The sequence below is a fragment of the uncultured Roseobacter sp. genome, assembly GCF_947492555.1.
Taxonomy (GTDB): domain Bacteria; phylum Pseudomonadota; class Alphaproteobacteria; order Rhodobacterales; family Rhodobacteraceae; genus Roseobacter.
In genome coordinates, this window is record NZ_CANLNE010000001.1 from 72,838 (window position 1) to 97,610 (window position 24,773).

General features: G+C 59.6%; 24 protein-coding genes and 1 tRNA gene. 15 read left to right on the plus strand and 10 right to left on the minus strand.

The annotated features are described in order from the left end of the window. Window positions 1–88: 88 nt before the first annotated feature. Together Q1A07_RS00395 and Q1A07_RS00400 are read right to left on the minus strand one after the other, a co-directional pair. Window positions 89–1,066, minus strand: coding sequence for a hypothetical protein (locus Q1A07_RS00395; RefSeq protein WP_299776769.1), 978 nt, complete (start codon window positions 1,064–1,066; stop codon window positions 89–91). Window positions 1,067–1,629: 563 nt separating this feature from the next. Beyond that, window positions 1,630–1,714: transfer RNA gene (locus tag Q1A07_RS00400), tRNA-Leu, on the minus strand. A gap of 144 nt (window positions 1,715–1,858) precedes the next feature. Between Q1A07_RS00400 and Q1A07_RS00405 the strand changes: the two genes are divergently transcribed. Beyond that, complete coding sequence (locus Q1A07_RS00405; protein ID WP_299776771.1) at window positions 1,859–2,374, plus strand: Hint domain-containing protein; 516 nt, start codon at window positions 1,859–1,861, stop codon at window positions 2,372–2,374. Here the strand turns inward: Q1A07_RS00405 and Q1A07_RS00410 are convergent. Then, window positions 2,371–3,915, minus strand: coding sequence for an NAD(P)H-hydrate dehydratase (locus tag Q1A07_RS00410; protein WP_299776773.1), 1,545 nt, complete (start codon window positions 3,913–3,915; stop codon window positions 2,371–2,373). The two genes, Q1A07_RS00405 and Q1A07_RS00410, sit on opposite strands and share 4 nt — an antisense overlap. A 167-nt stretch (window positions 3,916–4,082) precedes the next feature. Between Q1A07_RS00410 and Q1A07_RS00415 the strand changes: the two genes are divergently transcribed. The 5 genes from Q1A07_RS00415 (at window position 4,083) to Q1A07_RS00435 (ending at window position 8,566) form a co-directional block, all read left to right on the plus strand. Next, entirely contained in the window at window positions 4,083–4,421 is a 339-nt protein-coding gene (locus Q1A07_RS00415; protein ID WP_299776775.1) for a P-II family nitrogen regulator, read from the plus strand. Between the two features lie 43 nt (window positions 4,422–4,464). Next, on the plus strand, window positions 4,465–5,868 hold the full coding sequence (glnA, locus tag Q1A07_RS00420) for a type I glutamate--ammonia ligase (protein WP_299776777.1): 1,404 nt from the start codon (window positions 4,465–4,467) through the stop codon (window positions 5,866–5,868). 204 nt (window positions 5,869–6,072) lie between these two features. Next, window positions 6,073–6,900, plus strand: coding sequence for a hypothetical protein (locus Q1A07_RS00425; RefSeq protein WP_299776779.1), 828 nt, complete (start codon window positions 6,073–6,075; stop codon window positions 6,898–6,900). Between the two features lie 100 nt (window positions 6,901–7,000). Then, complete coding sequence (locus Q1A07_RS00430) at window positions 7,001–7,924, plus strand: alpha/beta fold hydrolase (RefSeq protein ID WP_299776781.1); 924 nt, start codon at window positions 7,001–7,003, stop codon at window positions 7,922–7,924. 198 nt (window positions 7,925–8,122) lie between these two features. Next, a complete protein-coding gene (locus tag Q1A07_RS00435) occupies window positions 8,123–8,566 on the plus strand; it encodes a glyoxalase superfamily protein (protein WP_299776783.1) in 444 nt (147 codons plus the stop codon). 33 nt (window positions 8,567–8,599) lie between these two features. On the opposite strand, the gene Q1A07_RS00440 is transcribed toward Q1A07_RS00435, so the two are convergent. Continuing rightward, on the minus strand, window positions 8,600–9,337 hold the full coding sequence (locus Q1A07_RS00440; protein WP_299776785.1) for a DUF3445 domain-containing protein: 738 nt from the start codon (window positions 9,335–9,337) through the stop codon (window positions 8,600–8,602). 128 nt (window positions 9,338–9,465) lie between these two features. Between Q1A07_RS00440 and dddP the strand changes: the two genes are divergently transcribed. Continuing rightward, a complete protein-coding gene (gene dddP / locus Q1A07_RS00445; protein WP_299776787.1) occupies window positions 9,466–10,806 on the plus strand; it encodes a dimethylsulfonioproprionate lyase DddP in 1,341 nt (446 codons plus the stop codon). A gap of 16 nt (window positions 10,807–10,822) precedes the next feature. On the opposite strand, the gene Q1A07_RS00450 is transcribed toward dddP, so the two are convergent. Next, complete coding sequence (locus tag Q1A07_RS00450) at window positions 10,823–11,623, minus strand: penicillin-binding transpeptidase domain-containing protein (RefSeq protein WP_299776789.1); 801 nt, start codon at window positions 11,621–11,623, stop codon at window positions 10,823–10,825. A gap of 589 nt (window positions 11,624–12,212) precedes the next feature. On the opposite strand from Q1A07_RS00450, the gene Q1A07_RS00455 reads away from it, so the two are divergent. Both Q1A07_RS00455 and Q1A07_RS00460 read left to right on the plus strand, forming a co-directional pair. Further along, window positions 12,213–12,908 carry a VPLPA-CTERM sorting domain-containing protein gene (locus tag Q1A07_RS00455; RefSeq protein WP_299776791.1) on the plus strand — a complete coding sequence of 232 codons (696 nt, stop codon included), beginning with the start codon at window positions 12,213–12,215 and terminating at the stop codon, window positions 12,906–12,908. Window positions 12,909–13,089: 181 nt separating this feature from the next. Further along, window positions 13,090–14,304 (plus strand): alpha/beta fold hydrolase, encoded by a 1,215-nt coding sequence (locus Q1A07_RS00460; RefSeq protein WP_299776793.1) that lies wholly within the window; start codon window positions 13,090–13,092, stop codon window positions 14,302–14,304. An 84-nt stretch (window positions 14,305–14,388) separates the two neighbouring features. On the opposite strand, the gene Q1A07_RS00465 is transcribed toward Q1A07_RS00460, so the two are convergent. The 3 genes from Q1A07_RS00465 to Q1A07_RS00475 form a co-directional block, all read right to left on the minus strand. Further along, window positions 14,389–14,994: a biotin transporter BioY gene (locus Q1A07_RS00465; protein ID WP_299776795.1), complete on the minus strand. Its 606-nt coding sequence runs from the start codon at window positions 14,992–14,994 to the stop codon at window positions 14,389–14,391. Between the two features lie 74 nt (window positions 14,995–15,068). Further along, window positions 15,069–15,482, minus strand: coding sequence for a DUF6314 family protein (locus Q1A07_RS00470; RefSeq protein WP_299776797.1), 414 nt, complete (start codon window positions 15,480–15,482; stop codon window positions 15,069–15,071). Beyond that, window positions 15,472–15,810 carry a hypothetical protein gene (locus Q1A07_RS00475; RefSeq protein ID WP_299776799.1) on the minus strand — a complete coding sequence of 113 codons (339 nt, stop codon included), beginning with the start codon at window positions 15,808–15,810 and terminating at the stop codon, window positions 15,472–15,474. Before Q1A07_RS00475 ends, Q1A07_RS00470 begins: the two co-directional genes overlap by 11 nt. An 83-nt stretch (window positions 15,811–15,893) precedes the next feature. Here Q1A07_RS00475 and purB point away from each other — a divergent pair, with 83 nt between their 5' ends. From purB to Q1A07_RS00495, 4 genes are all read left to right on the plus strand, one after another. Further along, window positions 15,894–17,198, plus strand: coding sequence for an adenylosuccinate lyase (gene purB, locus Q1A07_RS00480; protein WP_299776800.1), 1,305 nt, complete (start codon window positions 15,894–15,896; stop codon window positions 17,196–17,198). Window positions 17,199–17,294: 96 nt separating this feature from the next. Next, the gene (locus Q1A07_RS00485; protein ID WP_195820718.1) at window positions 17,295–17,456 is read left to right on the plus strand and encodes an adenylosuccinate lyase; all 162 of its coding nucleotides are present in this window, start codon (window positions 17,295–17,297) and stop codon (window positions 17,454–17,456) included. A 101-nt stretch (window positions 17,457–17,557) separates the two neighbouring features. Further along, window positions 17,558–18,079 carry a hypothetical protein gene (locus tag Q1A07_RS00490; RefSeq protein ID WP_299776804.1) on the plus strand — a complete coding sequence of 174 codons (522 nt, stop codon included), beginning with the start codon at window positions 17,558–17,560 and terminating at the stop codon, window positions 18,077–18,079. Between the two features lie 85 nt (window positions 18,080–18,164). After that, window positions 18,165–19,223 carry a FliG C-terminal domain-containing protein gene (locus Q1A07_RS00495; protein ID WP_299779085.1) on the plus strand — a complete coding sequence of 353 codons (1,059 nt, stop codon included), beginning with the start codon at window positions 18,165–18,167 and terminating at the stop codon, window positions 19,221–19,223. Between the two features lie 323 nt (window positions 19,224–19,546). Here the strand turns inward: Q1A07_RS00495 and Q1A07_RS00500 are convergent, their stop codons facing one another. Beyond that, window positions 19,547–20,242 (minus strand): thioredoxin family protein, encoded by a 696-nt coding sequence (locus Q1A07_RS00500; RefSeq protein ID WP_299776805.1) that lies wholly within the window; start codon window positions 20,240–20,242, stop codon window positions 19,547–19,549. Window positions 20,243–20,471: 229 nt separating this feature from the next. Here Q1A07_RS00500 and acnA point away from each other — a divergent pair, with 229 nt between their 5' ends. Next, window positions 20,472–23,162, plus strand: coding sequence for an aconitate hydratase AcnA (gene acnA / locus Q1A07_RS00505; RefSeq protein WP_299776807.1), 2,691 nt, complete (start codon window positions 20,472–20,474; stop codon window positions 23,160–23,162). A 100-nt stretch (window positions 23,163–23,262) separates the two neighbouring features. On the opposite strand, the gene Q1A07_RS00510 is transcribed toward acnA, so the two are convergent. Next, complete coding sequence (locus Q1A07_RS00510) at window positions 23,263–23,547, minus strand: hypothetical protein (RefSeq protein WP_299776809.1); 285 nt, start codon at window positions 23,545–23,547, stop codon at window positions 23,263–23,265. Window positions 23,548–23,852: 305 nt separating this feature from the next. Between Q1A07_RS00510 and Q1A07_RS00515 the strand changes: the two genes are divergently transcribed. Beyond that, entirely contained in the window at window positions 23,853–24,743 is an 891-nt protein-coding gene (locus Q1A07_RS00515) for a DMT family transporter (protein ID WP_299779086.1), read from the plus strand. The last annotated feature ends 30 nt before the right edge of the window (window positions 24,744–24,773 follow it).

Sequence of the window (24,773 nt, forward strand, 5' to 3'; positions counted from 1 at the left end):
CCGGCACGCCTGCCGGTCCCCCAGGACCTTACCGTTGCCCTCCTGTCAAACAGCTCCGACCTGCGAACACCCTTGCCCCGCGTCACAATCATAAAGTCCCTTGGCTTTCGATCTCCTCTTTGTCTTGAGCAATATCGGGATCCTCCTCCATTTCGCTTGCAGAAACACAGGTGCTCATCTTGAACTCCACATAATCGCGCAACTTGCCGACCATGCCCTCGGCCGCGGTTTCCCAATAAACATAGGGCAATTTTCCAGAAATCTCGTTTAGATAGTAGCCGGTATACGCTCTATAGTCCAAATCGTCTTTGACGATAAAAATGGGGATCGCCGGAGTTCCTTCATTAAAATACACCCGGAACTTGCCCGCTGATCTGTCTTCAATTGAACGGAGGGAATTCTCCAACTTGATGAAGGTACGGGCCTGCATTCGGAAATGCTGCTCGTAGTCTCTGACAGATTTTTCCGGGTAAGCCTCTTCTCGGCGAAAGTTGATATTTGGGTTTCTGTGGTGCGTTGTGACCACATGGACGTGCCCGCCTTGCTTTACGAAGCGTTCAATGGAGTCTTTGAATGTGTCATACTTCTCAATTCTGAAATTCATCCACCAAATAGTCGGCGCTGTTCCAGGTTGGTAGGAGCGTCTCGAAAACTCCTCAAAAATATTCTCCTCTTCTGGGCTCGGCACAATGCCCGCGAGCCCGTTATTCTCTCGGCTGCTCTGAAGCAGCTCCGCAGCGGCAAATACGTTCTCATAACGGCTAAAGTGCTTTGAAAGCTCATCCGCCTTGAGCTTGTTTTGCACATAAAAGAAGATGAACGACACTGATATCCCAATGGCTATAGGTTCGAAAAAGCCCAGGAAGAACTGCTCAATTGCAGAGGAGCCATTCGGTGACCTCTCAGCAAAAAACCTCAGCGCAGCCGTCACCAGAGAGACCAGGGTGACCGTTGAAATCAGCACCCATATGTTTGACAAGAAACCAAGTTTCTGTTTGTCGGGCGGATCAATACCTGACTTGTCTTCGGTTCCGTTTTTGTTGGAAAGAAGTTTCTTTTTGTCCATTCGCAGCTCCCTAATTCAATCTCGTACGGCTTAAAGCTTTCTGTGGTAACGAGCAGTACTATCGGTTGAAAATACCTATTCGATAAAACGCTAGGATTGCGCAGCAGCCGCGTTCATGCAAGCTTTCTGCCGGATTCCATGTGCGCGCTCGCAGTTTGCCAAACGCGACCGAAACAGGAACCTCAGCAGCCTGGCCTTTGGCCTTGAGGGCAACACCGGGTCCCGCCGCGACCTCGCCGGTCTCCCAAAACTGGATGCCCTGTGCTTCGTGCGCTTTCCTAAGAGCTTCCGCGCTGTAGTGCTGTAGGCCGCCCTTCTCAGTCTCAAAGCGGCTGATCGTCGTAAAGGAGACTCCAGCCGCTTCCACCAATTCCCTTGTGCTGAGGCGGTATTGTCAGATTTTGTAAAATGTCAGGCCGGGAAGGTGACAGGCGATTCAGCCAACCGGCATCTCTTGTTGTTTAAACACGGTGCCGCGAAGCCGCTGGGGTGGGTAAAGAGGTGGCTTGAAAATCCTGTAGATTCATCACCCAGTTGAAATCAAAGAATTTCAAAAGATTCCGTGGTGCGGGTGAAGGGACTTGAACCCCCACGCCTTGCGGCGCCAGAACCTAAATCTGGTGCGTCTACCAATTCCGCCACACCCGCACGTTACCGGATTGCAGACCCGGTTGGCGCGCTGCTTAGCAAACCCGTGCACGCAGCGCGAGAGGAAAATTTCGTGGGACTTTAAGCAGATGTTAGACTAACCTGTGATCAACCTAGAGGCAGGTTGCAAAAGGAAGAACGCCCATGAAGCCGAAAACGGCCGGGCGCGTGGGCAGCGAGCACTGTCCGACGGGCCATGGCGCGCCGCGAGACCACCGTTTTGCCGGGTTGGTCTCCGGAGCGCAGATATTGACACTCAAAGGCGAACGCCCGGTTGAGACGTTGCGCACGGGGGATCATGTGCTGACCCGCAGCGGTGCCGTACCCGTGATCCGGATCGACATCGTCAGCGTGATTGCACCCGCTGTCTATGTCATCGCAGGCTCTCTCGGTCACAGCAGACCCGACCGCGATGCCCTGCTGACAGCCCATCAGACCATCCATCTGCGCGATTGGCGGGCACTTGCGTTTTGCGGCGCGAACAAAGCGCTGGTGGAAGCAGCATGTCTGGTGGATGGCGAGTTTGTGCGCGATCTTGGCCAGCAGCTTGTGACACTGCACCGCATTTTTTGCGCGGCACCGCAGGTGATCTACGCCGATGGCCTGGAGCTTGGAACGGCGGATACTGCCGGCGTCCCAAGCTTCACCAGAGCAAGCTAGGCACCCAGCTGGCGAAAGACACCCGGAAGCGCCTCTGGCAAATCCTCTGCAATCAGGCCCGGACCGAAGGATCGCGCGCATTCACCATGAAGGGCGGTGCCTGTTGCTGCGGCCAACAGGGGCGGCAAGCCCCTGGCGAGCAGGCCGCAGATAAATCCGGCCAGCACATCCCCGGATCCTGCCGTGGCCAACCAGGCGGCGCTGTCGTCCGGCGGATTGATCACGCACCTGCCATCCGGACCGGCGATCACGGTATCCGGCCCTTTGAACAGCACAACACAACCCGCCTTTCTGGCCGCGTCGCGGGTTGCATCGACCTTGGAATAGGCCGGGCCCCGCGTCGGCGGTGTGGCGAATTTCTGGGCGATCTCGGGGAAGAGCCGCGCGAATTCACCGCCGTGAGGCGTCAATACACAGCTGGTGTGCAAAGCGGCAAAAAGCTTTGGCCGCTCTGCCAGGAGCGTCAGCGCATCCGCATCCAGCACCGTGGTGCGCTCCAACGCCAGCACCGCGCCAAGCAGGTCTGCCGCGACATCATCTGTCCCCAAGGCAGGTCCCGCGCAAAAGGCATTCGCACGGGCGTCATCGCCAAACTGGACCTTCAGATCAGCGCCACGCTCCACCTGCCGGAGCATCACGGCGGTCTGATGTGCCGCGAGTTCGGGCAGCGCCTGTGCGCGCGCAGCGACGGTCACCAGCCCCGCGCCGATCCGCAAGGCACCACGGGCGGCCAGACGCGCGGCCCCCGTGTGCGCAGCGGGGCCGCTGATCACAACCGCGTGCCCGTAATCATATTTATGCCGCCCCCCGGATTTGCCCAGAGTGGAAGCAGTAGGAGCCTCGTTTTTCAGGATGAATTTTGCATCGGACGGATTTCGTCGATGGGGTGGAAGTCCGATATCAACAACAACCACTTTTTCTGAGTGAGCCATAAGTCCATGCGTCAGGAGATGGCCCGGTTTCTCGCCGTGGAATGTCACGGTCAAGTCGGCGCGCAGGCTGCCTCCCAAAACCCGCCCACTGTCGGCACAGACCCCCGATGGGATATCAACAGAAAGGACTTTTGTATCTCCCCGTGCAGCATGCGCATTGATCTCTGAGAAGAGGAGATCCAGTGGAGCCTCAATGGCGCGCGTAAGACCGGTCCCAAACAGGGCGTCCACTATCAGATCAGGTTTGAAATCACTGTCGATCTGCAATTCCGTTATGGGAACAACCGGCCCCAAGTCTGCCCAGCGGTCGAAATTCTGACGCGCGTCGGGCGGCAGGTTGTTGGGCGCTGCAAGGCAAAAAACATTCGCGGTCCAACCGCGCTCCTTCAACAGTCGGGCCACGACAAAGCCATCGCCGCCGTTGTTGCCCGGACCGCAGAGCACGACGACATGACGCGCGCCTGTCCGCATGTCGGGCCACTGTGCGAACATCGCATCGACAACGCCCTGCCCGGCCCGCTCCATCAATTCCAGACCTGTGACCACGCCCGACTCAATCGCTGCTGTTTCATGGGCGCGCATCTCTGCGCCGGTCAGAAGTTCAGTCATTTTTGACCCTCGCGATTCACTTTCGCTTATTTTTTGTGCGACACGCCGTTAAAATAGGCGCACATTTACCAAATGCACTTCGGACAGAAAGCAGTTTACGGCAATCCATGGACCGCTCCAGCCCGAAATGATCTGAACCCAAACGAAACATAGGCAGGGAGGCCCCCATGAAGAAGATCGAAGCGGTGATTAAACCGTTCAAACTGGATGAGGTAAAAGAGGCCCTGCAAGAAGTCGGTGTCCAGGGTCTTTCCGTCATCGAAGTCAAGGGTTTCGGCCGCCAGAAGGGCCACACCGAGCTCTATCGCGGCGCCGAGTATGTCGTGGATTTCCTGCCCAAGGTGAAAATCGAGATTGTGCTGGACGATGACATGGTCGATGCGGCCATCGACGCTATCGTCTCCGCCGCCAAAACCGAGAAAATCGGCGACGGCAAGATTTTTGTCACGCCGGTCGAACAATCGATCCGCATCCGTACAGGGGAAACCGGGTCAGACGCGCTTTGACCGGCCCAAAGATTATCATTCCAACCAAGAGGGATATACGAGAATGAGCAAAGAATTACTGAAGATGATCAAGGATGAGGACGTCGAATATGTCGACATCCGCTTCACCGATCCGCGCGGGAAACTGCAGCACGTGACCGTGATGGCCGATCAGGTGGACGAAGACTTCCTTGAAGAAGGGTTCATGTTCGACGGCTCCTCCATCGAAGGTTGGAAATCCATTGAAGCCTCCGACATGAAGCTGATGCCTGACACAGACAGCGCCTACGTCGATCCTTTCTACGCGGAAAAAACCGTTTGTCTGCACTGCTCCGTCGTGGAGCCTGACACTGGTGAGGCCTACGAGCGCGACCCCCGTGGCACGGCGCAAAAAGCCGAGGAATATCTGAAGTCCACCGGTGTGGGTGACGTGGCCTACATGGGTCCCGAGGCGGAATTCTTCCTCTTCGACAACGTGAAATATTCCACCTCGATGAACAAAGTCTCCTACGAGGTCGATGCTTCCGACGGCGCGTGGAACACCGACACCGACTACGAGATGGGCAACATGGGTCACCGCCCGGGCGTCAAGGGCGGTTACTTCCCGGTCAACCCGGTCGACGAAAGCCAGGACCTGCGCTCCGAGATGCTGTCGACCATGAAGCGTCTGGGCATGAAGGTGGACAAGCACCACCACGAAGTGGCCTCCTGTCAGCATGAGCTGGGCCTCATCTTTGACAGCCTGACCAAACAGGCCGACGAGCTGCAGAAGTACAAATACGTGATCCACAACGTGGCACACGCCTACGGCAAATCGGCAACCTTCATGCCGAAACCCATTGCAGGTGACAACGGCACCGGCATGCACGTGAACATGTCGATCTGGAAAGACGGCAAACCCGTGTTTGCAGGTGACAAATACGCCGATCTGTCTCAGGAAGCACTATATTTCATCGGTGGCATACTGAAGCATGCCAAGGCGCTGAACGCCTTCACCAACCCCGGCACCAACAGCTACAAACGCCTGATCCCGGGTTTTGAGGCCCCCGTGCTGCGCGCCTATTCCGCGCGCAACCGCTCGGGCTGTGTACGGATCCCATGGACCGAAAGCCCCAAGGCTAAGCGCGTTGAGGCCCGGTTCCCCGATCCCTCGGCGAACCCCTACCTGTGCTTTGCCGCGCTGCTGATGGCCGGTCTTGATGGCATCACCAGCAAGATCGATCCCGGTGAGGCGATGGACAAGAACCTCTATGATCTGCCCGCGGAAGAGCTGGCCGGCATCCCGACCGTCTGCGGTTCCCTGCGCGAGGCCATGGAAGAGCTGCAGGCCGATATGGACTTCCTGCTCAAGGGCGACGTCTTCACCCAGGATCAGATCGAAGGCTACATTGATCTGAAGATGGAAGAGATCGAGCAGTACGAACACACGCCACACCCGGTCGAGTTCGCACTCTACTACAGCTGCTGATCCGGCCCAAAAAGCCGTCACATCATGTCAAAACTGGGGCGTTCCGATCCGGGGCGCCCTTTCTTTTTGGGTAACCTCCTGAAATCTAAAACTTTCCTAAAATTTCCCTCAAAACGGGAATACCCCGCTCCCTGCACCGAATCTCCCAAGGATCATCGCATTTACAGGTGAAACTATAAGTTGAATTCAGACAGGAGCGGCACCATGTCAGAGACTGACAGAGGGTATCAATCTGGGCTGGTATTGAGTAGCGGAACCACGGCGGACCTCGACGAGATCGCCAGACTGGTTTCGGGGTTTTTCAAGGCGATGGGGGCGGTCATTTGCGTCACGCAACCCGTGGGGGACCACGAGGTTCTCGTGCAGACTGAAATTGTCGATGTGGGCATTCTGATGGAAGACGGGGGTGCGGCCGGCCGGATCATGTTGCGGCTCTCGGGTGCGACCGATGGCGCGAAAGCTGAGTGTGACACGCATCTGGCCGCCCTGCTCTACCTGTTGGCCCACAGCCATCCCTGCGACGGGATCTGCTGGCTCTCGCGCGATGCGCTGATGGCGACCAACGACTTCTTCCGGTTTTTCGCTCCCGCAGCCGCCCCCGGCCCGGTCACGGTTCGACGGCCCCGGTTGCGGCAACCCGCACGGACGCAGCGACCCGCGCGTTGCGTTGAGACCGCCGTTGCGATGCCCGCGCTGTGCAAACCGGGCACGCAGGTGGTGCCGCGACGCCCCGTGGCGGGCCCAATCAGCCGGCAACGTCAGGACACCCGGATTATACGCGCAGCACTCTCGCCGCACCGACCCGCCATGCGGCAGGCCACACCATCTCCGGACAGTTCTGTCAGCGTGACCACTTGGGTCAGTGCGCTGCGGCGCTCGAAGATCACCACAAGGCTTACGGCAGCGTTGACGCAACGGATCGGATCCGAAGCGGCCCTCCGCCTTACGGCCTTTGCGTTACTGGTCTGCAGCATCATCGGACAGCCGGAGATCGGCCATGCGCTCCACAACGCGGCCGACGTTCTGCACTGACAAAACCCACGCCTCGGAAAAAACTGCATTTTGTAATTTCCCGTTTCTGGTGCATCATCATCGCATTTGATGACACGTATTTTTGACGGAGATTTTTCGCATGACCCTGTTCTTTTCGCGCCGTACCTATAATGCCTCGAAAAAACGCTTCACCAATAACCCCGCCGATGTGACCCGCTATGTCCAGTTGACCAGCGGTCCGGACGCCAGCGGGAAATGGCAGGGCGGAATCATCAGCAAGGACGACTGGCTGGCCCAGGTCAAGGCAGAGGCCACGACCAACGAGATTACGATCTACGTGCATGGGTTCAACACCGACCAGATCGACAACCTTGGCCGCATGAACAAGATACGGGCCGGGTTGCGGGGGGAAGGCTACCGCGGTGCCCTGATCGCTTACGACTGGCCCAGTGCGGGCACGGTCACGGCCTATGACAGCGACAAACGCCACGCCAAGCTGACAGCGGAACACCTCGTCCGCGATGGCATCCTGCCCCTGCTGGCGCTGTCCCCGCGCCCCAAGGTCAATCTGATCGCGCATTCCATGGGGGCCTATCTGGTGCTGCGCGCGCTCTCTGAATTCGACGATGATGCGGGCCCCGGATCGGGGGCATGGAAGCTGAACGAAACCATGTTTGTCTCCGGTGACGCGGATCGTCGGTGGTTCGGTAAAGGCGCCTGGGGCGCGCTTTTACTTGCGCATAGATCCAAGCGGTTTACCAATTATTACAGCCAGTTGGACGATGTTTTGAATGCAGCCGTCCCCGCCAACGGGTTCCGCAAACGGGCGGGCCGCAGTGGCATGCCATCCGGCATTCACAAAAACCACGTCGATCTTTACAGCCACGAGCAATACCTCAAGGATGTGGACGGGCCAAACCGGACCGTGCTGAACTCCCACCGCTGGTGGTTCGACAATGCCAAGTTTTACAGGGACGCGGGGTTGACGCTGGCCGGTCAGCCTGCCTTCCCGCTGCCGACACGGCGCCGGACAACGACCACGGATCTCGCACTGCTGAGTTGAGCCACCGTCACTTGAGAGGGCGAAAATGTCTTGTCTTTCACGACGCGCCGGCATAGAGGCGGCTCAGGCGCGTGGTGCCTGCCGTTCGCATTCTGGTGAAACCACGATGGACCTTCCGATTTCTGATCCCATGGGTCGCGCATCGGTGCCGGCAATGCGAACACCCTGCCCTCTCCTGCGACCTGAATGGAGATGAAAGTGGATACACCTCTTCCTTCCCGCGACGCGTTGAAGGCCCAGGCCCGGCGGCTGCGGGCCCGGCTGATCGAGGCCGGTCAGCCCATGTCGCATTCGATGGCGCTCGAAACCGTCGCACATCAATGGGGCGTCCGTGACTGGAACACGCTCTGCGCGCTGGCCGGCGATGCGCCCAAGACAGTCTGGCAAGTTGGGCAGCGCGTCACCGGCCGTTATCTCGGGCGCCGCTTTCAGGGCGTCGTGAAAGCGGCGAGCCAGCGCACGGCAGGCTTCTGGCGTATGACCATCCGGTTTGACGAGCCGGTGGATGTGGTGCGCTCGGACCAGTTTGCCTGCCTGCGCCGCCAGATCAATTGCAGTCTGGATGCAAAGGGTCGCAGCCCGCAGAAAACCTCTGATGGCGTACCGCAGGTCATTCTGAATGACCACTGGTCGCGCCCCTGACAGCGGTCCGGGCGCTCAGTCAGGGCGCCCGGATCACCGTGCCGCGGCTTTGACAACATAGCTGTGGATGGAAAACACGACCGCGCCGCTTTCGGGCATCCGCACAATGCATTGCCGTTCGGCGCGCTGATAGGCAGCTTCAGCCTCACCCGGTGCAATCCGACGGGGCGACAGGGCCGAGCGCGGCTGAAACAGTTCCGGGTCGTCGTACCACAGGCGATTATAGCGCCACATCGGGCGGCCCACCTGCACCCCGTCGAACAGGCGCTGCACCCGGCGGGCAATACCGGCGTCATATTCATCGACCGTGTCATGGATGCCGATCAACGGACGCCCGACCTTCTCGCTCAGCCGCCAGCTGGCGGGGAAACACAGGCAGGCGGCGGTTAGTACGTGTTCGTCACCGCGCTTTTGCAGAATGCAAATGTCCTCCTGCACCAGCTGGCCCAACGCCACCAGTGGCGCATCCCCGTCGAGCGGAACGACCTGCCCGTCCGGGCAGCGGCACTCTGTGTCTGAAACCTCGAAGCCCAAACCCGGCAGCAGCTTGAGAGCCTCACTCAACACCTCCCGCGCGGCGATATGCGCGCCAGCGTCCTGCCAATAGACATCCGCGCGCTGCGTCGCGAGCAGCGACCGACGATGCGCCATCTGGGCGGCATACGCCTCGTCCAGACGCAGCCAGTCGTCACCACCAAGAGGCTGCACACCCGGCAAGGCGCGCTCTTCCAGCATCTCCTGCGGCAGTTTTTTCTGCAAAATCTCCACCATAACAGCGCCTTAGTCAGAGACAGCCATAATGTCATCAAAAAACGACCATGAGGTGTGTCGCATTCGAGCAAACCTGCAACGGAAATTGCGCCCAAGCTTGAGTGGAAACAGATACCGCGAGGTCCGCGATGAACCAACATTACCGCGATACGCGCAAGATCGACCCGAACCGGGGCGCCACGCTGGGCGATGGCTCCCCCAATGACATGGACCGGGTGGAGATCGGCCCGACGCAGCTGGCCTTTGCCGAATGGGCGGCGGCCGGGTTGGAACTGCCCGACCTCGCCGCAATGCGCGCCTATCGGCACGCGCGGCTGACGCGGCATATCGTTGACCGTGGCTATGCCGGGCTTCTGATGACCGACCCGCTCAACATCCGCTATGCCACCGACAGCACCAACATGCAGCTCTGGAACACCCACAATCCCTTTCGCGCGGTCCTGCTCTGCGCCGATGGCTATATGGTGATGTGGGACTACAAGAACGCGCCTTTTTTGAGCAAGTTCAACCCGCTGGTCCGCGAGCAGCGCTCCGGGGCCGATCTCTTCTACTTCGATCGGGGCGACAAGGTGGACGTGGCCGCCGACACATTTGCCAATGAGGTGCGGATCTTGTTGGCGGACCATGCGCCGGGGCTGACACAACTTGCCGCCGACAAGGTGATGCTGCACGGGCTGCGGGCGTTGGAGGCGCAGGGTTTCACGGTCATGGATGGCGAAGAGGTGACGGAAAAATCCCGCGCGGTAAAAGGCTCCGACGAGATCAAGGCGATGCGCTGTTCCTCGCACGCCTGCGAGACGGCGATGCGGCTAATGGAGGCGTTCGCCCGCAGCCATGTCGGCGACGGCGTGACCTGCGAAGATGACATCTGGGCAATTTTGCATGCCGAAAACGTCCGTCGCGGCGGCGAGTGGATCGAGACCCGCCTGCTGTCGTCGGGGCCCCGCACCAACCCGTGGTTCCAGGAATGCGGTCCGCGCGTCTGCCAGCGAAACGAGATCATCTCCTTCGACACCGATCTGGTGGGGGCGTATGGCATCTGCACGGACGTCTCGCGCAGCTGGTGGATCGGCGATGAAAAGCCGCGCCCCGACATGATCTATGCCATGCAGCACGGGGTCGAGCACATCATGACCAACATGCAGATGCTGAAACCCGGCGTGATGATCCCGGAGTTGTCGGCAGGTACCCATGTGCTGGATGCACCGTTCCAGAAACAGAAATACGGCTGCCTGATGCATGGCGTGGGTCTGTGCGATGAGTGGCCCCTGGTGGCCTATCCCGACCAGGCAGTGGACGGTGCCTACGACTATCCGCTGGAGCCGGGCATGTGCCTATGCGTGGAGGCGCTGGTCAGCCCGGAGGGCGGTGATTTCTCGATCAAGCTGGAGGATCAGGTTCTCATCACCGAAGACGGTTTCGAGAACCTGACCACCTATCCCTTCGACGATGATTTGATGGGGCGTTGATGGGCACTAGACCCGGTTACGGCGCGGGAAAGATATCGAGCCGCGCAAGCACGTGCCGGGCCAGCATCTTGCGCTGCGGTGCTTCGTCAAAGCCGCCCAGATCCATGTTGAGCGCAAAGACATAGGTCTCATCTGCCGTCTCGACCCAGCCGACATACCAGCCCAGATCATCCTGAGCATTACGTATGTAGTAGCCGGTTTTGGCATAGAGCCGCGCATCACCGGCTTCCGCCTCCATCATGATCTTGCGCGAGTCCACATAAGTCGCGGGCGCGAGCGGCAGGTCCTCCTGTGCCAGTTTGGTCAGAAAGTCGACCTGCTCCTCGGCGCTGATTGCAAGCGGGCCGCGCAGCCAGTAATTGTCGAGCGCGCTTTCGTCGCCGATCTCCGCATTGCCGTAGTCCAAGGCCTGCAACCAATCTGCCATCTTGTCGCCACCGATGCTGGTCGTGATGTGCTGGTAGACCCAGACCGCTGATCGATGATAGGCGGATGTCAGCGACTGGTCCTGATTCCAGCTGTCCATGAACCGTTCCTTGCCATCCCATTCAAAGGTGGTCTCAGGCGTGGCAAAACCGCTTTCCAGCGCAATCAGCGTATGGGGAATTTTCGATGTCGACGCGGGCTGAAAGCGTTCATCGGCCCGGGCAAAGTTACTGCTCCACTTTTGTCCGTCCGACAGGCGCTTCACCACCACGGCCGTGGTCGCATTCTCCACGCCAATTTCCGAAACATAGTCAGAAATATCATAGGGTTGCGCATAGGCACCCGTCGCAAAAATACTGCAAAGCGCAGCGGTTCTCAACATCGACATCATAACGTTTCTCCTGATCGAAAATGCTGTGACGGCACATCTGTGACGTCCAGAGTTTGGGTTTTTTTGGATAGGGATTACTGCTTCTTTTATCCCACCCCGCTTCTAGTATTGCGGGAAGCGGGGAGCAAAGGAGAAATCACAGACCGACCGCCCAAATATCTGCCTGCGCGGCAATCCGCTTGCGACACATCTCTTGAGACCGTGGACATGCCTGATGCCTTCTCCATCAGATTGGCTGATCGGATTCTGGCACCCTGGATCGGGCGCAGTTGACGTCATACCCATGGATTGGATGGTAGCTCACCCGTCGGGTCGGTTCGAGGAAACTCAGGTGGAGGCCTGTGCCCAACATGGTCAAGGTCCTGCCCGGCAAGTCCAGAATGCGCAGCAGGCCACAGTACTATGCACGCTGAGGGCGAAAAAGTCGGAGTCGCAGCGGGATAGAGAAAATTCCCCTTTCGTTCCGTCGCGCACCATTGTAGACAAATTTTAATCTCTGGGCTCTGCGCAACAGATTCGCAGGACTCAGGTTATGTTCATTTGGATCGACCCTTCAAACGGTCGAACAGTAACGAGTTGGAGACACGGTTTGAAACTCATCGCTCTGGCGGCTGCGGCTGCCCTTTCCCTTACGACATTTGCAACACATGCGCAGGCTGCGACGCTGTCCGGCACTTTTGAAGTGCAGGTTGTGAACTTCAACGCCGGCGGGTCCGGTAATGGTGCACGCGCTGACCGCGAAAACTTTGACGCGCGTTTTGCCGCCGCTGATGATACGCACAAAGACACGTTTGTTTACACCGGCGCGCTCGACTTCTTTGTCGACAACTTCCCCAAGGACATCGATCTGGAAACCGTTTCGGACTTTCTGGAGTCTCTCAGCTCCGGCACGATCAGCGGTTTGGACGAAGGCGTCGCCGGTTTGCGCCTGAGCAACCCAAAGTTCCAGACCACCACATTGTTTTCCTTTACCGAAGTTTATTCCAACGCCTTTGACACATCCGTGACCCACGATGATGGCTTCACCATCTATGATGACGGCGAGGAGCTCATCGGCTTTGCGAACCCGACGGGCATCCGTACAACGCCGAAAACCGGCACCGTCAACTTCACGGGTGGCGAGTTCAACCTGATCTATGCGGCCGCAAACGGTAACCCATCCAAGCTTTTCGTTGAAGGCGATGGCGTACCGGCTGTGCCGCTGCCAGCTTCGGCCTTTCTGCTGATCGGTGCGATGGGTGGATTTGGTGTTGCAGCACGGCGCAAGGCCCGCAAGGCAGCCTGAACCGACAGTATACCTGAACCAACAGTATAGTTGACTGGAAACGCGTCCTGCTTAGGGCGCGTTTTTTTGTGACACCGTCACTATGAGTGCGCGCGCGTCACCTCCCCGTGATCCTGCTGTCACACCCCTTGCATGCGTCCTGTCATGGCCCCACTCTGATCCCTGACAAAGGAGCCCTGCCATGCCCACTCAACGTATCACTTTCCCCGGACATGACGGCTCGGAACTGGCCGCGCGTCTGGATCTGCCGGACGGGCCACATCTGGCGACGGCACTCTTTGCGCATTGCTTTACCTGCGGCAAGGACATCCCGGCGGCACGGCGTATCGCGGCGCGCCTGGCGTCTATGGGAATCGCCGTGCTGCGCTTTGATTTCACCGGGCTGGGGCATTCGGCGGGCGAGTTTTCCAACACCTCCTTCACCTCCAACGTCGATGACCTGATTGCCGCCCATGCCTATCTGTCTGGTCGCGGCATGACGCCGTCCCTGATGATCGGTCATTCCCTGGGCGGTGCTGCGGTGCTGAAGGCCACCGCACGGCTCGACACGATCAAGGCGGTTGCCACGCTGGGCGCGCCCTTTGATACCGAGCATGTCACACACAACTTCGCTGACGCCCTGCCCGAGATCATGTCGAAAGGCGTGGCCGAGGTGTCGCTGGGGGGGCGTCCTTTCCAGATCGGCAAGGGTTTCGTAGAGGATGTCGCGCAGGAAAAACTGACGCCCGCGATTGCCGCCCTGAACGCCGCACTGCTGGTTTTGCATGCTCCGAGGGACGAAATCGTTTCCATCGACAACGCCAGCCAGATTTTTCTGGCGGCAAAACACCCCAAGAGCTTTGTCACCCTCGACAGCGCCGATCATCTGGTCACCCGTGGCGAGGATGCGGAATACGCCGCTGACGTCATTGCCACCTGGGCGCGGCGCTATATCGCTCTGAAACCGCCCGCCCCGCCCCCCGGCGCGCCTGAAGGTGTGTTGCGCGTATCTGAGGCCGATCCAAATGGATACCTGACTGACATAACCTCATCGGACGGGCATCATCTGCTGGCGGATGAACCGCTGGCCTATGGCGGCAGCAACAAGGGGCTCAGCCCCTACGGGTTTCTTTCTGCCGGTCTGGGGGCTTGCACCTCCATGACCATCCGCATGTATGCCCGCCGCAAGGGGTGGCAACTGGCCCATGTCTCCGTCGATGTGAGCCACAACAAGATGCACGCCCAGGATGCGGAAACCGCTGTTGGCGAAAAAATCGACACCTGGCGACGGCGTATTACCCTCACCGGGGAGCTGGATGCAGAGCAACGCACGCGCCTGCTGGAGATTGCCGACAAATGCCCCGTGCACCGCACGTTGGAGCGCAGTTCCACCGTCATCACCGAATTGGCCGAGTAACGGGCTCAGCGTGCTACAAGCGCCAGAATGAAATGAGGCGCAGCCATCGGCTGCGCCTCGCATTTTAACAAAACGGCGGTGGGGTCAGCGGCGCGCGCTGCCGACCGCTTTCCAGATCGCAGGCAGGAGCAGCGCGGCCAGCGCCAGCTTGATCGCATCCCCCAGCAGGAAGGGTGTCAGACCCCATGCGAGGATCGGCTTGTCCCAGCCGTAAAGCTGGCCCAGCCACAGAAGGCCCGGCACATAGAGCAAGATATTGCCCAGCAGCATCGCCACCGCCATCCACACCATGGACCGATCCCAGCCGCGCTGTGCCAGCGCGCCCAGCAGGACAGTCGCCATCACGTAGCCAACCAGATAGCCACCGGTGCCACCCATCATATATTCGATACCGTTCAGATCGGCGGTGGAGTTTTGGAACACGTCAAATCCCAGCGCGCCGATGATCATGTAGCCCAGGATCGTCGTCAGGCCGAGCCGCGCGCCATAGGCCGCACCAATGGTCAGCACGGCAAAGGTGCCAAGGTTCATCAGCACGGGCGATCCCGGCACCGGCACCTTGATGTTCGCGGCGATCGTCACCAAAGCGATACCCAGAACAACAAGCACAGCCTGTTTGATCCGACGCGCGGTGCCTTCAGAGGGGACGAAATAATCTGCCAGAACAGAGTGTGAGGCGGACAATTGCATGAGAAGAGGTCTCCTGTTGAGAATGCTTGGCCCCTGAATGCCGCAGCCACCCGCCCGGTGCAAGACCTGTTGCGCTAACGGCGGCTGTATTGGCTGACCATCCTGTAGGCTTTTCGCGGGCCCGTCACGTCCCAGACCGTCGAAAACGCGGGCCAGCGCGTGAAATCATACTGCACCACATAGCTGTCGGGGTCACACCAGTGCCTTGCCGTGCCGCCCTCGGCAGGCACGCGGTGAAAGAACCGACCATCGTCGAAACAGACGTCCAGATCCGCGCCCCACAGATACATCCGCTCTGCCTGCAAGACCGGTCCGCCGGTCATCTCCAGCTGTCCCGCCTCACGGTAGATCATGCCGTGCCCGTCCGGTGTCCAGACCGCTTGTCCTGTAAACTGCGCTGTCTGACCGCCCGTATGGTCGATCTGGCGCTGCAAGTCCCACCGGCCTTCGAAATCCGCCAGCACGCGCGCCACCGCCTCAGTCTGCATAGGTCGCATCGGTTATGTCGCCACCTGCCCCGATAAATCGCACCCTGTCACCGGACCGTGCCATACCGTAGCAGGCCCAGAGGTCAGACGGCGGCCATTGGCTGCAGTATTGGTCGCCCTGCACGCGCCAATAGCCCCAGCTGTCCGCTCCCGCGTTGTACAGCGTCCGGCCCGAGGCACGAAACTCCTGCCAGGCGCTGTCATATTGCAGCTTGCGGTCCGTCAGCGCCTGCTGCACCTCATCCCCCGTCAGCGGCATCCAGACGACCGTCTCAGCCGCTGCCAGAGCGGGCCACAGCCCCATCAGAGCGATCCACACCAAACGCATAAACCCCGGCTCCCATCTTGTAGCGCCATGCCCGTCAGTCTATGAGCGCAGGCGAGCCGACACAAATACGAAAAGGTGCGCCAATGATCCCCCGCTATTCCCGCCCCGACATGGTTGCCATCTGGTCTCCGGAGACGAAATTCCGCATCTGGTACGAGATCGAGGCCCATGCCTGTGACGCGATGGCGGATCTGGGCGTGATCCCGCGCGAGAATGCCGAGGCCGTCTGGAAGGCCAAGGATGTTGAGTTCGACGTGGCGCGGATCGACGAGATCGAGGCGGTGACCAAACACGATGTGATCGCCTTCCTGACGCATCTGGCCGAACATGTGGGCAGCGACGAGGCGCGTTTCGTGCATCAGGGCATGACCTCTTCGGATGTGCTGGACACCTGTTTCAACGTGCAGCTCACCCGCGCCGCCGACCTGCTGATTGAGGATGTGAAGGCCCTGCTCGCCGCGCTAAAGCGCCGCGCGCTGGAGCATAAGGACACCGTGCGCATCGGGCGCAGCCACGGCATTCACGCGGAACCCACAACCATGGGCCTGACCTTCGCGCGTTTCTACGCCGAGATGGATCGCAACCTGGACCGTCTGGAAAGAGCCCGCGACGAGATTGCCACCGGCGCGATCTCGGGTGCTGTCGGCACCTTCGCCAACATCGACCCGGCGGTGGAAGAGCACGTTTGCAAGCAATTGGGCCTCGCACCCGAACCCATTTCCACCCAAGTGATCCCGCGCGACCGACACGCCGCCTTCTTTGCCGCCCTCGGGGTCGTGGCCAGTTCCATCGAGAACGTCGCCACCGAAATCCGCCACATGCAGCGCACCGAGGTGTTGGAAGGCGCGGAGTTCTTCTCCATGGGCCAAAAGGGCTCCTCAGCGATGCCGCACAAGAAAAATCCGGTGCTGACCGAAAACCTGACCGGGCTGGCGCGTATGGTCCGCTCTGCTGTGATCCCGGCGATGGAGAATGTGGCCCTCTGGCACGAGCGCGACATCTCGCATTCGTCGGTCGAACGCATGATCGGGCCGGATGCGACCATAACGCTCGACTTTGCGCTCGCCCGGCTGACCAGCGTCATCGACAAGATGCTGATCTTTCCGGACAACATGCTGGACAACATGAATAAATTCCCCGGTCTGGTCATGAGCCAGCGTGTGCTGCTCGCCCTCACCCAGGCCGGCGTCAGCCGCGAGGACGCCTACAGCTTCGTTCAGCGCAACGCGCTCAAGGTCTGGGAACATCGCACGGATTTCAAAGAGGAACTGTTAGCAGACCCCGATGTGACAGCGGCGCTCAGCCCTGCGGAGATCGAAGAGAAATTCGACCTCGGTTATCACACCAAACATGTCGACACGATCTTTGCGCGGGTGTTCAAGGACTAGGCAAAGCGCCGTTACCGCCAGAGCGGACCGGGCATTTTTGTTGACCAAACGTCAACGGCTGCTACCTTGGAGGGTATTCAACACAGGAGACCCGCAATGACGATCAAGACGTTGGCCGCCGCGGTGGCCCTCACGCTTGCCCCCGCCCTGGCTTTTGCCGCCGGGTGCAACTACGGCAAGGAAGAAATAACCATGTCCTGCGCTGCAGGCACGGTTTATGACACCGACAGCAAATCCTGCGTGGCCACGACCACCTGATTTGAACTTTTTTATGCGATCACGCTTCTGTGATCGCATAAAATGACCCTCTGCCTTGTTATCGGCGTACAGTAATTAACCCGTGCAAGGAGATTTCTTAAATGCGTATTTTTCTGACAGCAGCCTTCCTGTTGCCCACCGCCGTTCTGGCCAATGGGGGCAACGACGATGCTCCCCCCCCAAAACCGGCTGTGAGCTGCGACGGCGCAAAGGTCTATGACAAGAAAACCAAGACCTGTGTGGATGCTCAGGAAAGCAGCCTCGAAAGCGAACAGCTCTATCTGGCCGTGCGCCAGTTGGCGTATGCAGGCCGCTACCAGGACGCCCAGACCGTCGCGCAGGCATTGCCCCGCGATCATGCCGGGCGCCTGACCTATATGGGGTTCACCCACCGCAAGATGGGCAATGTCGATCTGGGCATGATGTTCTATGAACAGGCGATTGCCGAGAACCCGGGCAATATTCTGGCACGCTCCTACATGGGTCAGGGCCTAGTCGAATCCGGTGATGTCAAAGGTGCCATGGTGCAGCTGCGGGCCATTCGTGCCCACGGTGGTGAAGGCACCTGGTCCGAGGCCTCGCTGCGCAATGCCATCGCGACAGGCACCACCTACAACTACTGATTATACCTACTGACTTCAGCCAATCCTTAACCTTTATCTGCGAGAACAAAGAGAGATCAGGTTCAGGCAGGTGAAGATGACAGATATGGTCCCAATGGCTCCGTTTCCGGCTTTGCCGGAGACGGGAAACAAGGCTCCGGTCTCCTTGAGCCGCAAGGCAAAGGCGGCGATCGTAGTGCGGCTGCTGCTGAACGAGGGGGCAGATATCCCGCTTGAGGATCTGCCCGAGGAACTTCAGGCGCAGCTGACCAAGCAGATGGGCTCCATGCGTCTGGTCGACCGTGGCACGCTGGGCAGCGTGGTTTCCGAATTTGCCGATGAACTTGAAAGCATCGGTCTGTCTTTCCCAGGTGGGATCGCAGGCGCGCTCGATTCGCTGGACGGGCGAATTTCCAAGCAAACGGCAGCGCGCCTGCGAAAAGAAGCAGGGGTTCGTCAATATGGCGATCCATGGGCACGGTTGCGTGACATGGGGACCGAAAAGCTGCTGCCGGTCCTGGAAAATGAAAGCACCGAAGTGGCCGCCGTCTTGCTGTCAAAAATCGATGTGTCGCGCGCCGCCGAGTTGTTAAGTAAATTGCCTGGCCCGCAGGCCCGGCGCATTACGTATGCCGTATCACAAACCAGTGCTGTGACCCCCGACGCGGTAGACCGGATTGGCCTGTCGCTTGCGACCCAGCTTGATGCAGAGCCGATGAAGGCTTTCGACGATGGCCCGGTGGAGCGGGTTGGGGCGATCCTGAACTCCACAGCCTCCGTCACGCGGGACGATGTACTGGAAGGGCTGGACGAAACAGACGCGGGTTTTGCCGATCTGGTGCGCAAGGCGATCTTCACCTTTGCCAATATCCCCAAGCGGATTGCACCGCGCGATATACCGCGTGTCGTTCGCGAGCTGGATCAGGAGGTGCTGGTCACCGCACTGGCCGGGTCAGAGGCGGCTGGTATGAAGGAAAGCGCCGACTTCATTCTGGAGAATATGTCCGGGCGCATGGCCGATCAGCTGCGCGAGGAAATCTCCGAGCGCGAGAAGGTGAAAGCAGCCGAGTGCGAAGAGGCGATGGCGACGATTGTGACGCAAATCCGGGAAATGGAAGCCTCTGGTGACCTGCTGCTGGTGGTGCAGGACAGCGACGAGGACTGACCTCCAGACTCCAGGCCCGCTGCGCAGTCTCGTCTGGGGGGTAGCGGGCTGAGGCGTCCGTTTGCGTATCAGTGGTTCCGCCAACGCGCGCTGTGCAAACTGCGAGAACGCCAGCCTGTCTGCTTCTGCCGGTTTGCCGGGAGGTGCGTTATAGACGTGTCGCACGTTGGCTCCGGCCACAATGGCGCGTACAGGCGATTTCCAGTCACGGGTGACAACGCCCTACAGTCTCGGAAGGCGTGGCGGATTGGTGGTCCATTTGACCCCGTGATGAAGAAAAATAACGACAGTTGGACTACATCACCCGACGCCATTCCACCAAATCACTTCAGTTGCGCGGCGGCCCGAATAGGGCCCATCTTGGCCGCTTGGATCAAGACCACCACCGGCGCATCCCCGGGCGCGGCGACCGAGAGGGACAGCGGCGCTCTGCCGTCCCATTCTCCCAGCACCTTCCAGTCCTCGGTCACATTGGCATATTTGATCGTACGGCCCGCATTCTCGCCCCGGGTGATCCGCGCCTCGCGCTGAGGCCGGTAGCGCAGCATCTGCACCACCATCGCCTCGCTATTGCCCTGCAGGCGCGACGCCTCGATCTGTACCTTATCACCACTGCGCGTCAGCGACAGCGTGACGGGCTGCGACCGCTCCTTGTGCATCGCGATCGCTTCCGAAATCTGCATCGGCTTCGCGCCGACGATGTCCGTCAAACCGTTCACAATCATCTCGGGCGTGTAGATCGACCGCCTCCCCGCCGTCGTTGCATAGGCCCGCTGGCGCTCCGCATTGCGCGGATCGGCGAATTCGTCTTTCCAGCCGATGTAGTCCCAATAGTCCACGTGCAGCGCCAGTGCGATCACGTCGTCGCGCTTGGCCAGCGCGTGCATCAACTCATCCGCCGGCGGGCACGACGAGCATCCCTGCGACGTGAACAGCTCCACCACGACCGGCGAGTTCTGAGCAAAACCGGGTACGGCCAGCAACCAAAATGCGGCAAAGGCCTGCAACATTCGTTTCATGTGATTCCTCTTGCGGCCATCAGAGCCGTTTCATGCACCGTAGAATCTCCCGACTGTAATGACCAATCAAGGTTTCTTGAGAGATTGCGAGGCAAATTCCCTTGAAACGGTACACAATGGTATACAATTTTCAACCAACCGGGTGGATTTGAGTTGAACTGCCTTGCTCCATAGGGCATTGAACGCGCAACCCAAGACATGATCCAGCCCAAGCCAGAGGACACCCCTTATGCCCATTACCGTTGGTCACGACACTTCCAAAACCCGCAAAACCCTGAGCGTCGGCGCGCAGAGCGTCGATTATTACTCCATTCCTGCCGCGACAGAGGCCGGTCTGGGCGACTTCTCAAACCTGCCCGCCGCCCTGAAAGTGGTGCTGGAAAACATGCTGCGGTTCGAGGATGGCAAGACGGTCACAACCGACGACATCAAGGCCTTTGCCGAATGGGCGCAAAAGGGCGGCAAGAACCCCCGCGAGATTGCCTACCGCCCTGCCCGCGTGCTGCTGCAGGATTTCACCGGTGTGCCGGCGGTTGTCGATCTCGCCGCGATGCGCGACGCGATCATCAGCCTCGGTGGTGATGCCGAAAAGATCAACCCGCTGAACCCGGTCGATCTGGTCATCGACCACTCGGTCATGATCGATGAGTTTGGCAACCCGCGCGCCTTCCAGATGAACGTGGACCGTGAATACGAACGCAATATGGAGCGCTATACCTTCCTCAAATGGGGTCAGAAGGCGTTCAACAACTTCCGCGTGGTGCCCCCCGGCACCGGCATCTGCCACCAGGTGAACCTTGAATACCTCGCCCAGACCGTCTGGACCGACACCGATCAGAATGGGGCCGAGGTTGCCTACCCTGATACGCTTGTCGGCACCGACAGCCACACCACCATGGTCAATGGTGCAGCCGTTCTGGGCTGGGGCGTTGGCGGGATCGAGGCCGAAGCCGCGATGCTGGGACAGCCGATTTCCATGCTGATCCCCGAGGTTGTTGGCTTTGAGCTGACCGGCACGATGATGGAAGGCACCACCGGTACGGACCTGGTGCTGAAGGTCGTGGAGATGCTGCGCGCCAAGGGCGTGGTTGGCAAGTTCGTGGAATTCTACGGCGAGGGCCTTGATCGCCTGCCGCTTGCTGATCGCGCAACCATCGCCAACATGGCACCTGAGTATGGAGCCACCTGTGGTTTCTTCCCGATTGACGCGGAAACGCTGCGCTACCTGCGCAATACTGGCCGGGATGAAGACCGCGTGGCACTGGTCGAAGCCTACGCCAAGGAGAACGGTTTCTGGCGCGGCGCGGACTACAACCCGGTCTACACCGACACGCTGCACCTCGACATGGGCACCATCGTGCCTGCCATCTCCGGCCCGAAACGCCCCCAGGACTACGTTGCACTGGACCAGGCCAAGACTGCCTTCCTGCGCGAGATGGAAGAGACTTTCAAACGCCCGATGGGCAAGGAAGTTGCAGTCGCGGGCGAAGACTACACCATGGAAAGCGGCAAGGTCGTGATCGCCTCGATCACGTCGTGCACCAACACCTCCAATCCTTACGTGATGATCGGCGCGGGCCTCGTAGCCCGCAAGGCGGCGGCATTGGGCCTGAACCGCCAGCCATGGGTCAAGACCTCATTGGCGCCCGGAAGCCAAGTGGTCTCCGCCTATCTGGAGGCCGCAGGTCTGCAGGAAGATCTCGACAAGATCGGGTTCAACCTTGTGGGATACGGCTGTACCACCTGCATCGGCAACTCTGGCCCGATCCAGAAAGAGCTGTCTGATGCCATTGCCGAAGGGGACCTCGTGGCCACCTCCGTGCTCTCGGGCAACCGCAACTTCGAAGGGCGGATCAGCCCGGACGTGCGCGCCAACTATCTCGCCTCGCCGCCGCTGGTCGTGGCCTATGCGCTGGCAGGCACCCTCGACATTGACCTCACCACGGAGCCCCTGGGCCAGGATCAGGAAGGCAATGACGTCTTCCTGAAAGACATCTGGCCGTCCAGCCAGGAGATTGCCGAACTGGTCGAGGCGACCGTAACGCGCGACGCCTTCCTGACCAAATACGCCGATGTCTTCAAAGGCGACGAGAAATGGCAGGACGTCAGCACAACGGATAGCAAGGTTTATGACTGGCCGGTGTCTTCGACCTATGTGCAGAACCCGCCTTACTTCCAGGGCATGGGTAAAGAACCGGGCACCATCAGCAACATCGACAATGCCAAGGTGCTTGCCGTGCTGGGTGACATGATCACGACAGACCACATCTCCCCTGCCGGGTCCTTCAAGGACAGCACACCCGCGGGGCAGTACCTGATCGAACGTCAGGTACCAGTGCGCGAGTTCAACTCTTACGGCTCACGGCGCGGCAACCACGAGGTGATGATGCGCGGCACTTTCGCCAACATCCGCATCAAGAACGAGATGCTGGACGGGGTCGAGGGCGGCTACACCAAGGGCCCCGATGGCGACCAGACGTCGATCTACGACGCCGCGATGGCTTATCAGGACGCGGGCACACCGCTGGTCGTCTTTGGTGGTGAGCAATATGGCGCAGGGTCTTCCCGTGACTGGGCTGCCAAGGGCACTGCGCTGCTCGGCGTCAAGGCGGTGATCGCGGAGAGCTTTGAGCGTATCCACCGCTCCAACCTCGTGGGTATGGGCGTGATCCCCTTTGAATTCACCGGCGGCGATACACGCAAGTCGCTGGGCCTGACCGGGGAAGAGACCGTCTCCATTGCCGGTCTGGACACCATCAAGCCGCTGCAGGAAGTACCCTGCACCATCGCCATGGCGGACGGTTCAGTGAAAGAAATTACGCTGAAATGCCGGATCGATACCGCGATCGAGATCGAATACATCGAACATGGCGGCGTGCTGCACTACGTTTTGCGCAACCTCGCCCAAGAAGCGGCCTGATTATCCGTTCTGATAAACTCAAAGAAGGCTCCGGATCTCCTCCGGGGCCTTTTTTCATTGTGATGGAGGCAGCAGGCCAAGGCCCTGAACCATCAAGGCCCTAGTCGCTGCCTGGTTGCGTGGCCTGCTGTCGGCGCTCTTCGATGAAGTACCGGCCCTCTTCCCGCGCCGCTTCCAGGATGGCCTCTCCCACAAGGGTTCTGGACAGTGTGCCACCCTGAGACTGTACAGCGCGCTGAGGGTCTGACGAATCAACGGCGCTTGAAGAGGAGGCAGCCGAGCGACTGCCGTCAAAGCGTGGCGGTTCCTGCACGGTCTGCGCCTGTGCAACACCAGCAAAAAGTACGGCTGCCAGACCGAGATAGAGATTTTTGACACGCGTCATGGGACAGGCTTTCTATTGAGGTGCCTATGGTAGCACTCTTCCATGCAATAGCTTTGGCTGACTTAAATCATGATTAAGAACAGCGATTTCAGCGCGTGTGGCGGCATGCAGGGGCGCCAAATCTGGCGCTCATCGACGGCACGCTGTTGGTCAAATCCCCCTTTTGGCAGCCCAGCGGGTATGTAAGTTGGCATTCCAACCCTCTCAGCAAAAAGGAAAAATGAGTGCTGGAACTCTAGACCACGACCGCTCAGTGGGATAGCGGTCACGGGCACGCACGGGCCGACAGAACTGGACTCCTTACCATTCCCGCCATCGCCACGGATAACAGGGCCAACCTGATCGGCAGCATCTGGATGATCGCCTCAATGGCGGCTTTCACGGTCGAGGATGCCTTTGTGAAAGCAGCCTCCAACATGCTGCCGGTGGGTCAAATCCTGATTATATTCGGCCTGGGCGGTGCCTTTCTGTTCGCCTGTCTGGCCCTGCATCAAAGAGAGCCGCTGTTCACCCCGGATGTGGTATCGCGCCCGATGCGCATTCGCGTGCTCTTTGAAATTGTCGGACGCCTCTTCTACATCCTGGCCATTTCGCTCACCCCCTTGTCCTCGGCGACCGTGATCCTGCAGGCAACGCCGCTGGTCGTGGTTGCGGGCGCGGCGCTGGTCTTTGGCGAAAAGGTCGGATGGCGCAGATGGGCGGCCATTCTCATCGGACTGGCCGGGGTTGTGATCATCGTTCGGCCGGGAACGGACAGTTTCTCCATGCTCTCGATGCTGGCCGTCATCGGCATGATCGGATTTGCCGGGCGCGATCTGGCCAGCCGCGCCGCGCCCGCATCACTCAGCACCCCGATCCTCGGGCTATATGGATTTTTGTCTGTTGTCGTCGCCGGTGTGATTTTTTCGGCATGGCAGGCACAGCCGTTTGTGATCCCAACGGCCCAGACATCTCTTTTTCTGGCAGGGGCGGTTCTGGCCGGCGTTGCGGCCTATAGCTGCCTGATGAAGGCGATGCGCACTGGCGAAGTCTCTGCCGTTACGCCCTTCAGATACGTCAGATTGCTGTTCGGTGTGGGCTTCGGTGTGGTTTTCTTTGGCGAGCAGTTGAGTTTTTCAATGCTGCTCGGCTCTGCCGTGATCGTTGTGTCGGGTCTCTTTATCCTGTGGCGGGGGAAAAAGGCAGACGCGCAGTGACACCCTGTGCGCTCACAGGCAGCGCGGGGG

Excerpts from the sequence above, each read along its gene's own strand:
- Q1A07_RS00395 (WP_299776769.1), bottom strand. The coding sequence starts at position 1,066 with ATGGACAAAAAGAAACTTCTTTCCAACAAAAACGGAACCGAAGACAAG.
- Q1A07_RS00405 (WP_299776771.1), top strand. The coding sequence starts at position 1,859 with ATGAAGCCGAAAACGGCCGGGCGCGTGGGCAGCGAGCACTGTCCGACG.
- Q1A07_RS00410 (WP_299776773.1), bottom strand. The coding sequence starts at position 3,915 with ATGACTGAACTTCTGACCGGCGCAGAGATGCGCGCCCATGAAACAGCA.
- Q1A07_RS00415 (WP_299776775.1), top strand. The coding sequence starts at position 4,083 with ATGAAGAAGATCGAAGCGGTGATTAAACCGTTCAAACTGGATGAGGTA.
- glnA (WP_299776777.1), top strand. The coding sequence starts at position 4,465 with ATGAGCAAAGAATTACTGAAGATGATCAAGGATGAGGACGTCGAATAT.
- Q1A07_RS00425 (WP_299776779.1), top strand. The coding sequence starts at position 6,073 with ATGTCAGAGACTGACAGAGGGTATCAATCTGGGCTGGTATTGAGTAGC.
- Q1A07_RS00430 (WP_299776781.1), top strand. The coding sequence starts at position 7,001 with ATGACCCTGTTCTTTTCGCGCCGTACCTATAATGCCTCGAAAAAACGC.
- Q1A07_RS00440 (WP_299776785.1), bottom strand. The coding sequence starts at position 9,337 with ATGGTGGAGATTTTGCAGAAAAAACTGCCGCAGGAGATGCTGGAAGAG.
- dddP (WP_299776787.1), top strand. The coding sequence starts at position 9,466 with ATGAACCAACATTACCGCGATACGCGCAAGATCGACCCGAACCGGGGC.
- Q1A07_RS00450 (WP_299776789.1), bottom strand. The coding sequence starts at position 11,623 with ATGATGTCGATGTTGAGAACCGCTGCGCTTTGCAGTATTTTTGCGACG.
- Q1A07_RS00460 (WP_299776793.1), top strand. The coding sequence starts at position 13,090 with ATGCCCACTCAACGTATCACTTTCCCCGGACATGACGGCTCGGAACTG.
- Q1A07_RS00465 (WP_299776795.1), bottom strand. The coding sequence starts at position 14,994 with ATGCAATTGTCCGCCTCACACTCTGTTCTGGCAGATTATTTCGTCCCC.
- Q1A07_RS00470 (WP_299776797.1), bottom strand. The coding sequence starts at position 15,482 with ATGCAGACTGAGGCGGTGGCGCGCGTGCTGGCGGATTTCGAAGGCCGG.
- Q1A07_RS00475 (WP_299776799.1), bottom strand. The coding sequence starts at position 15,810 with ATGCGTTTGGTGTGGATCGCTCTGATGGGGCTGTGGCCCGCTCTGGCA.
- purB (WP_299776800.1), top strand. The coding sequence starts at position 15,894 with ATGATCCCCCGCTATTCCCGCCCCGACATGGTTGCCATCTGGTCTCCG.
- Q1A07_RS00485 (WP_195820718.1), top strand. The coding sequence starts at position 17,295 with ATGACGATCAAGACGTTGGCCGCCGCGGTGGCCCTCACGCTTGCCCCC.
- Q1A07_RS00490 (WP_299776804.1), top strand. The coding sequence starts at position 17,558 with ATGCGTATTTTTCTGACAGCAGCCTTCCTGTTGCCCACCGCCGTTCTG.
- Q1A07_RS00495 (WP_299779085.1), top strand. The coding sequence starts at position 18,165 with ATGGTCCCAATGGCTCCGTTTCCGGCTTTGCCGGAGACGGGAAACAAG.
- Q1A07_RS00500 (WP_299776805.1), bottom strand. The coding sequence starts at position 20,242 with ATGAAACGAATGTTGCAGGCCTTTGCCGCATTTTGGTTGCTGGCCGTA.
- acnA (WP_299776807.1), top strand. The coding sequence starts at position 20,472 with ATGCCCATTACCGTTGGTCACGACACTTCCAAAACCCGCAAAACCCTG.
- Q1A07_RS00510 (WP_299776809.1), bottom strand. The coding sequence starts at position 23,547 with ATGACGCGTGTCAAAAATCTCTATCTCGGTCTGGCAGCCGTACTTTTT.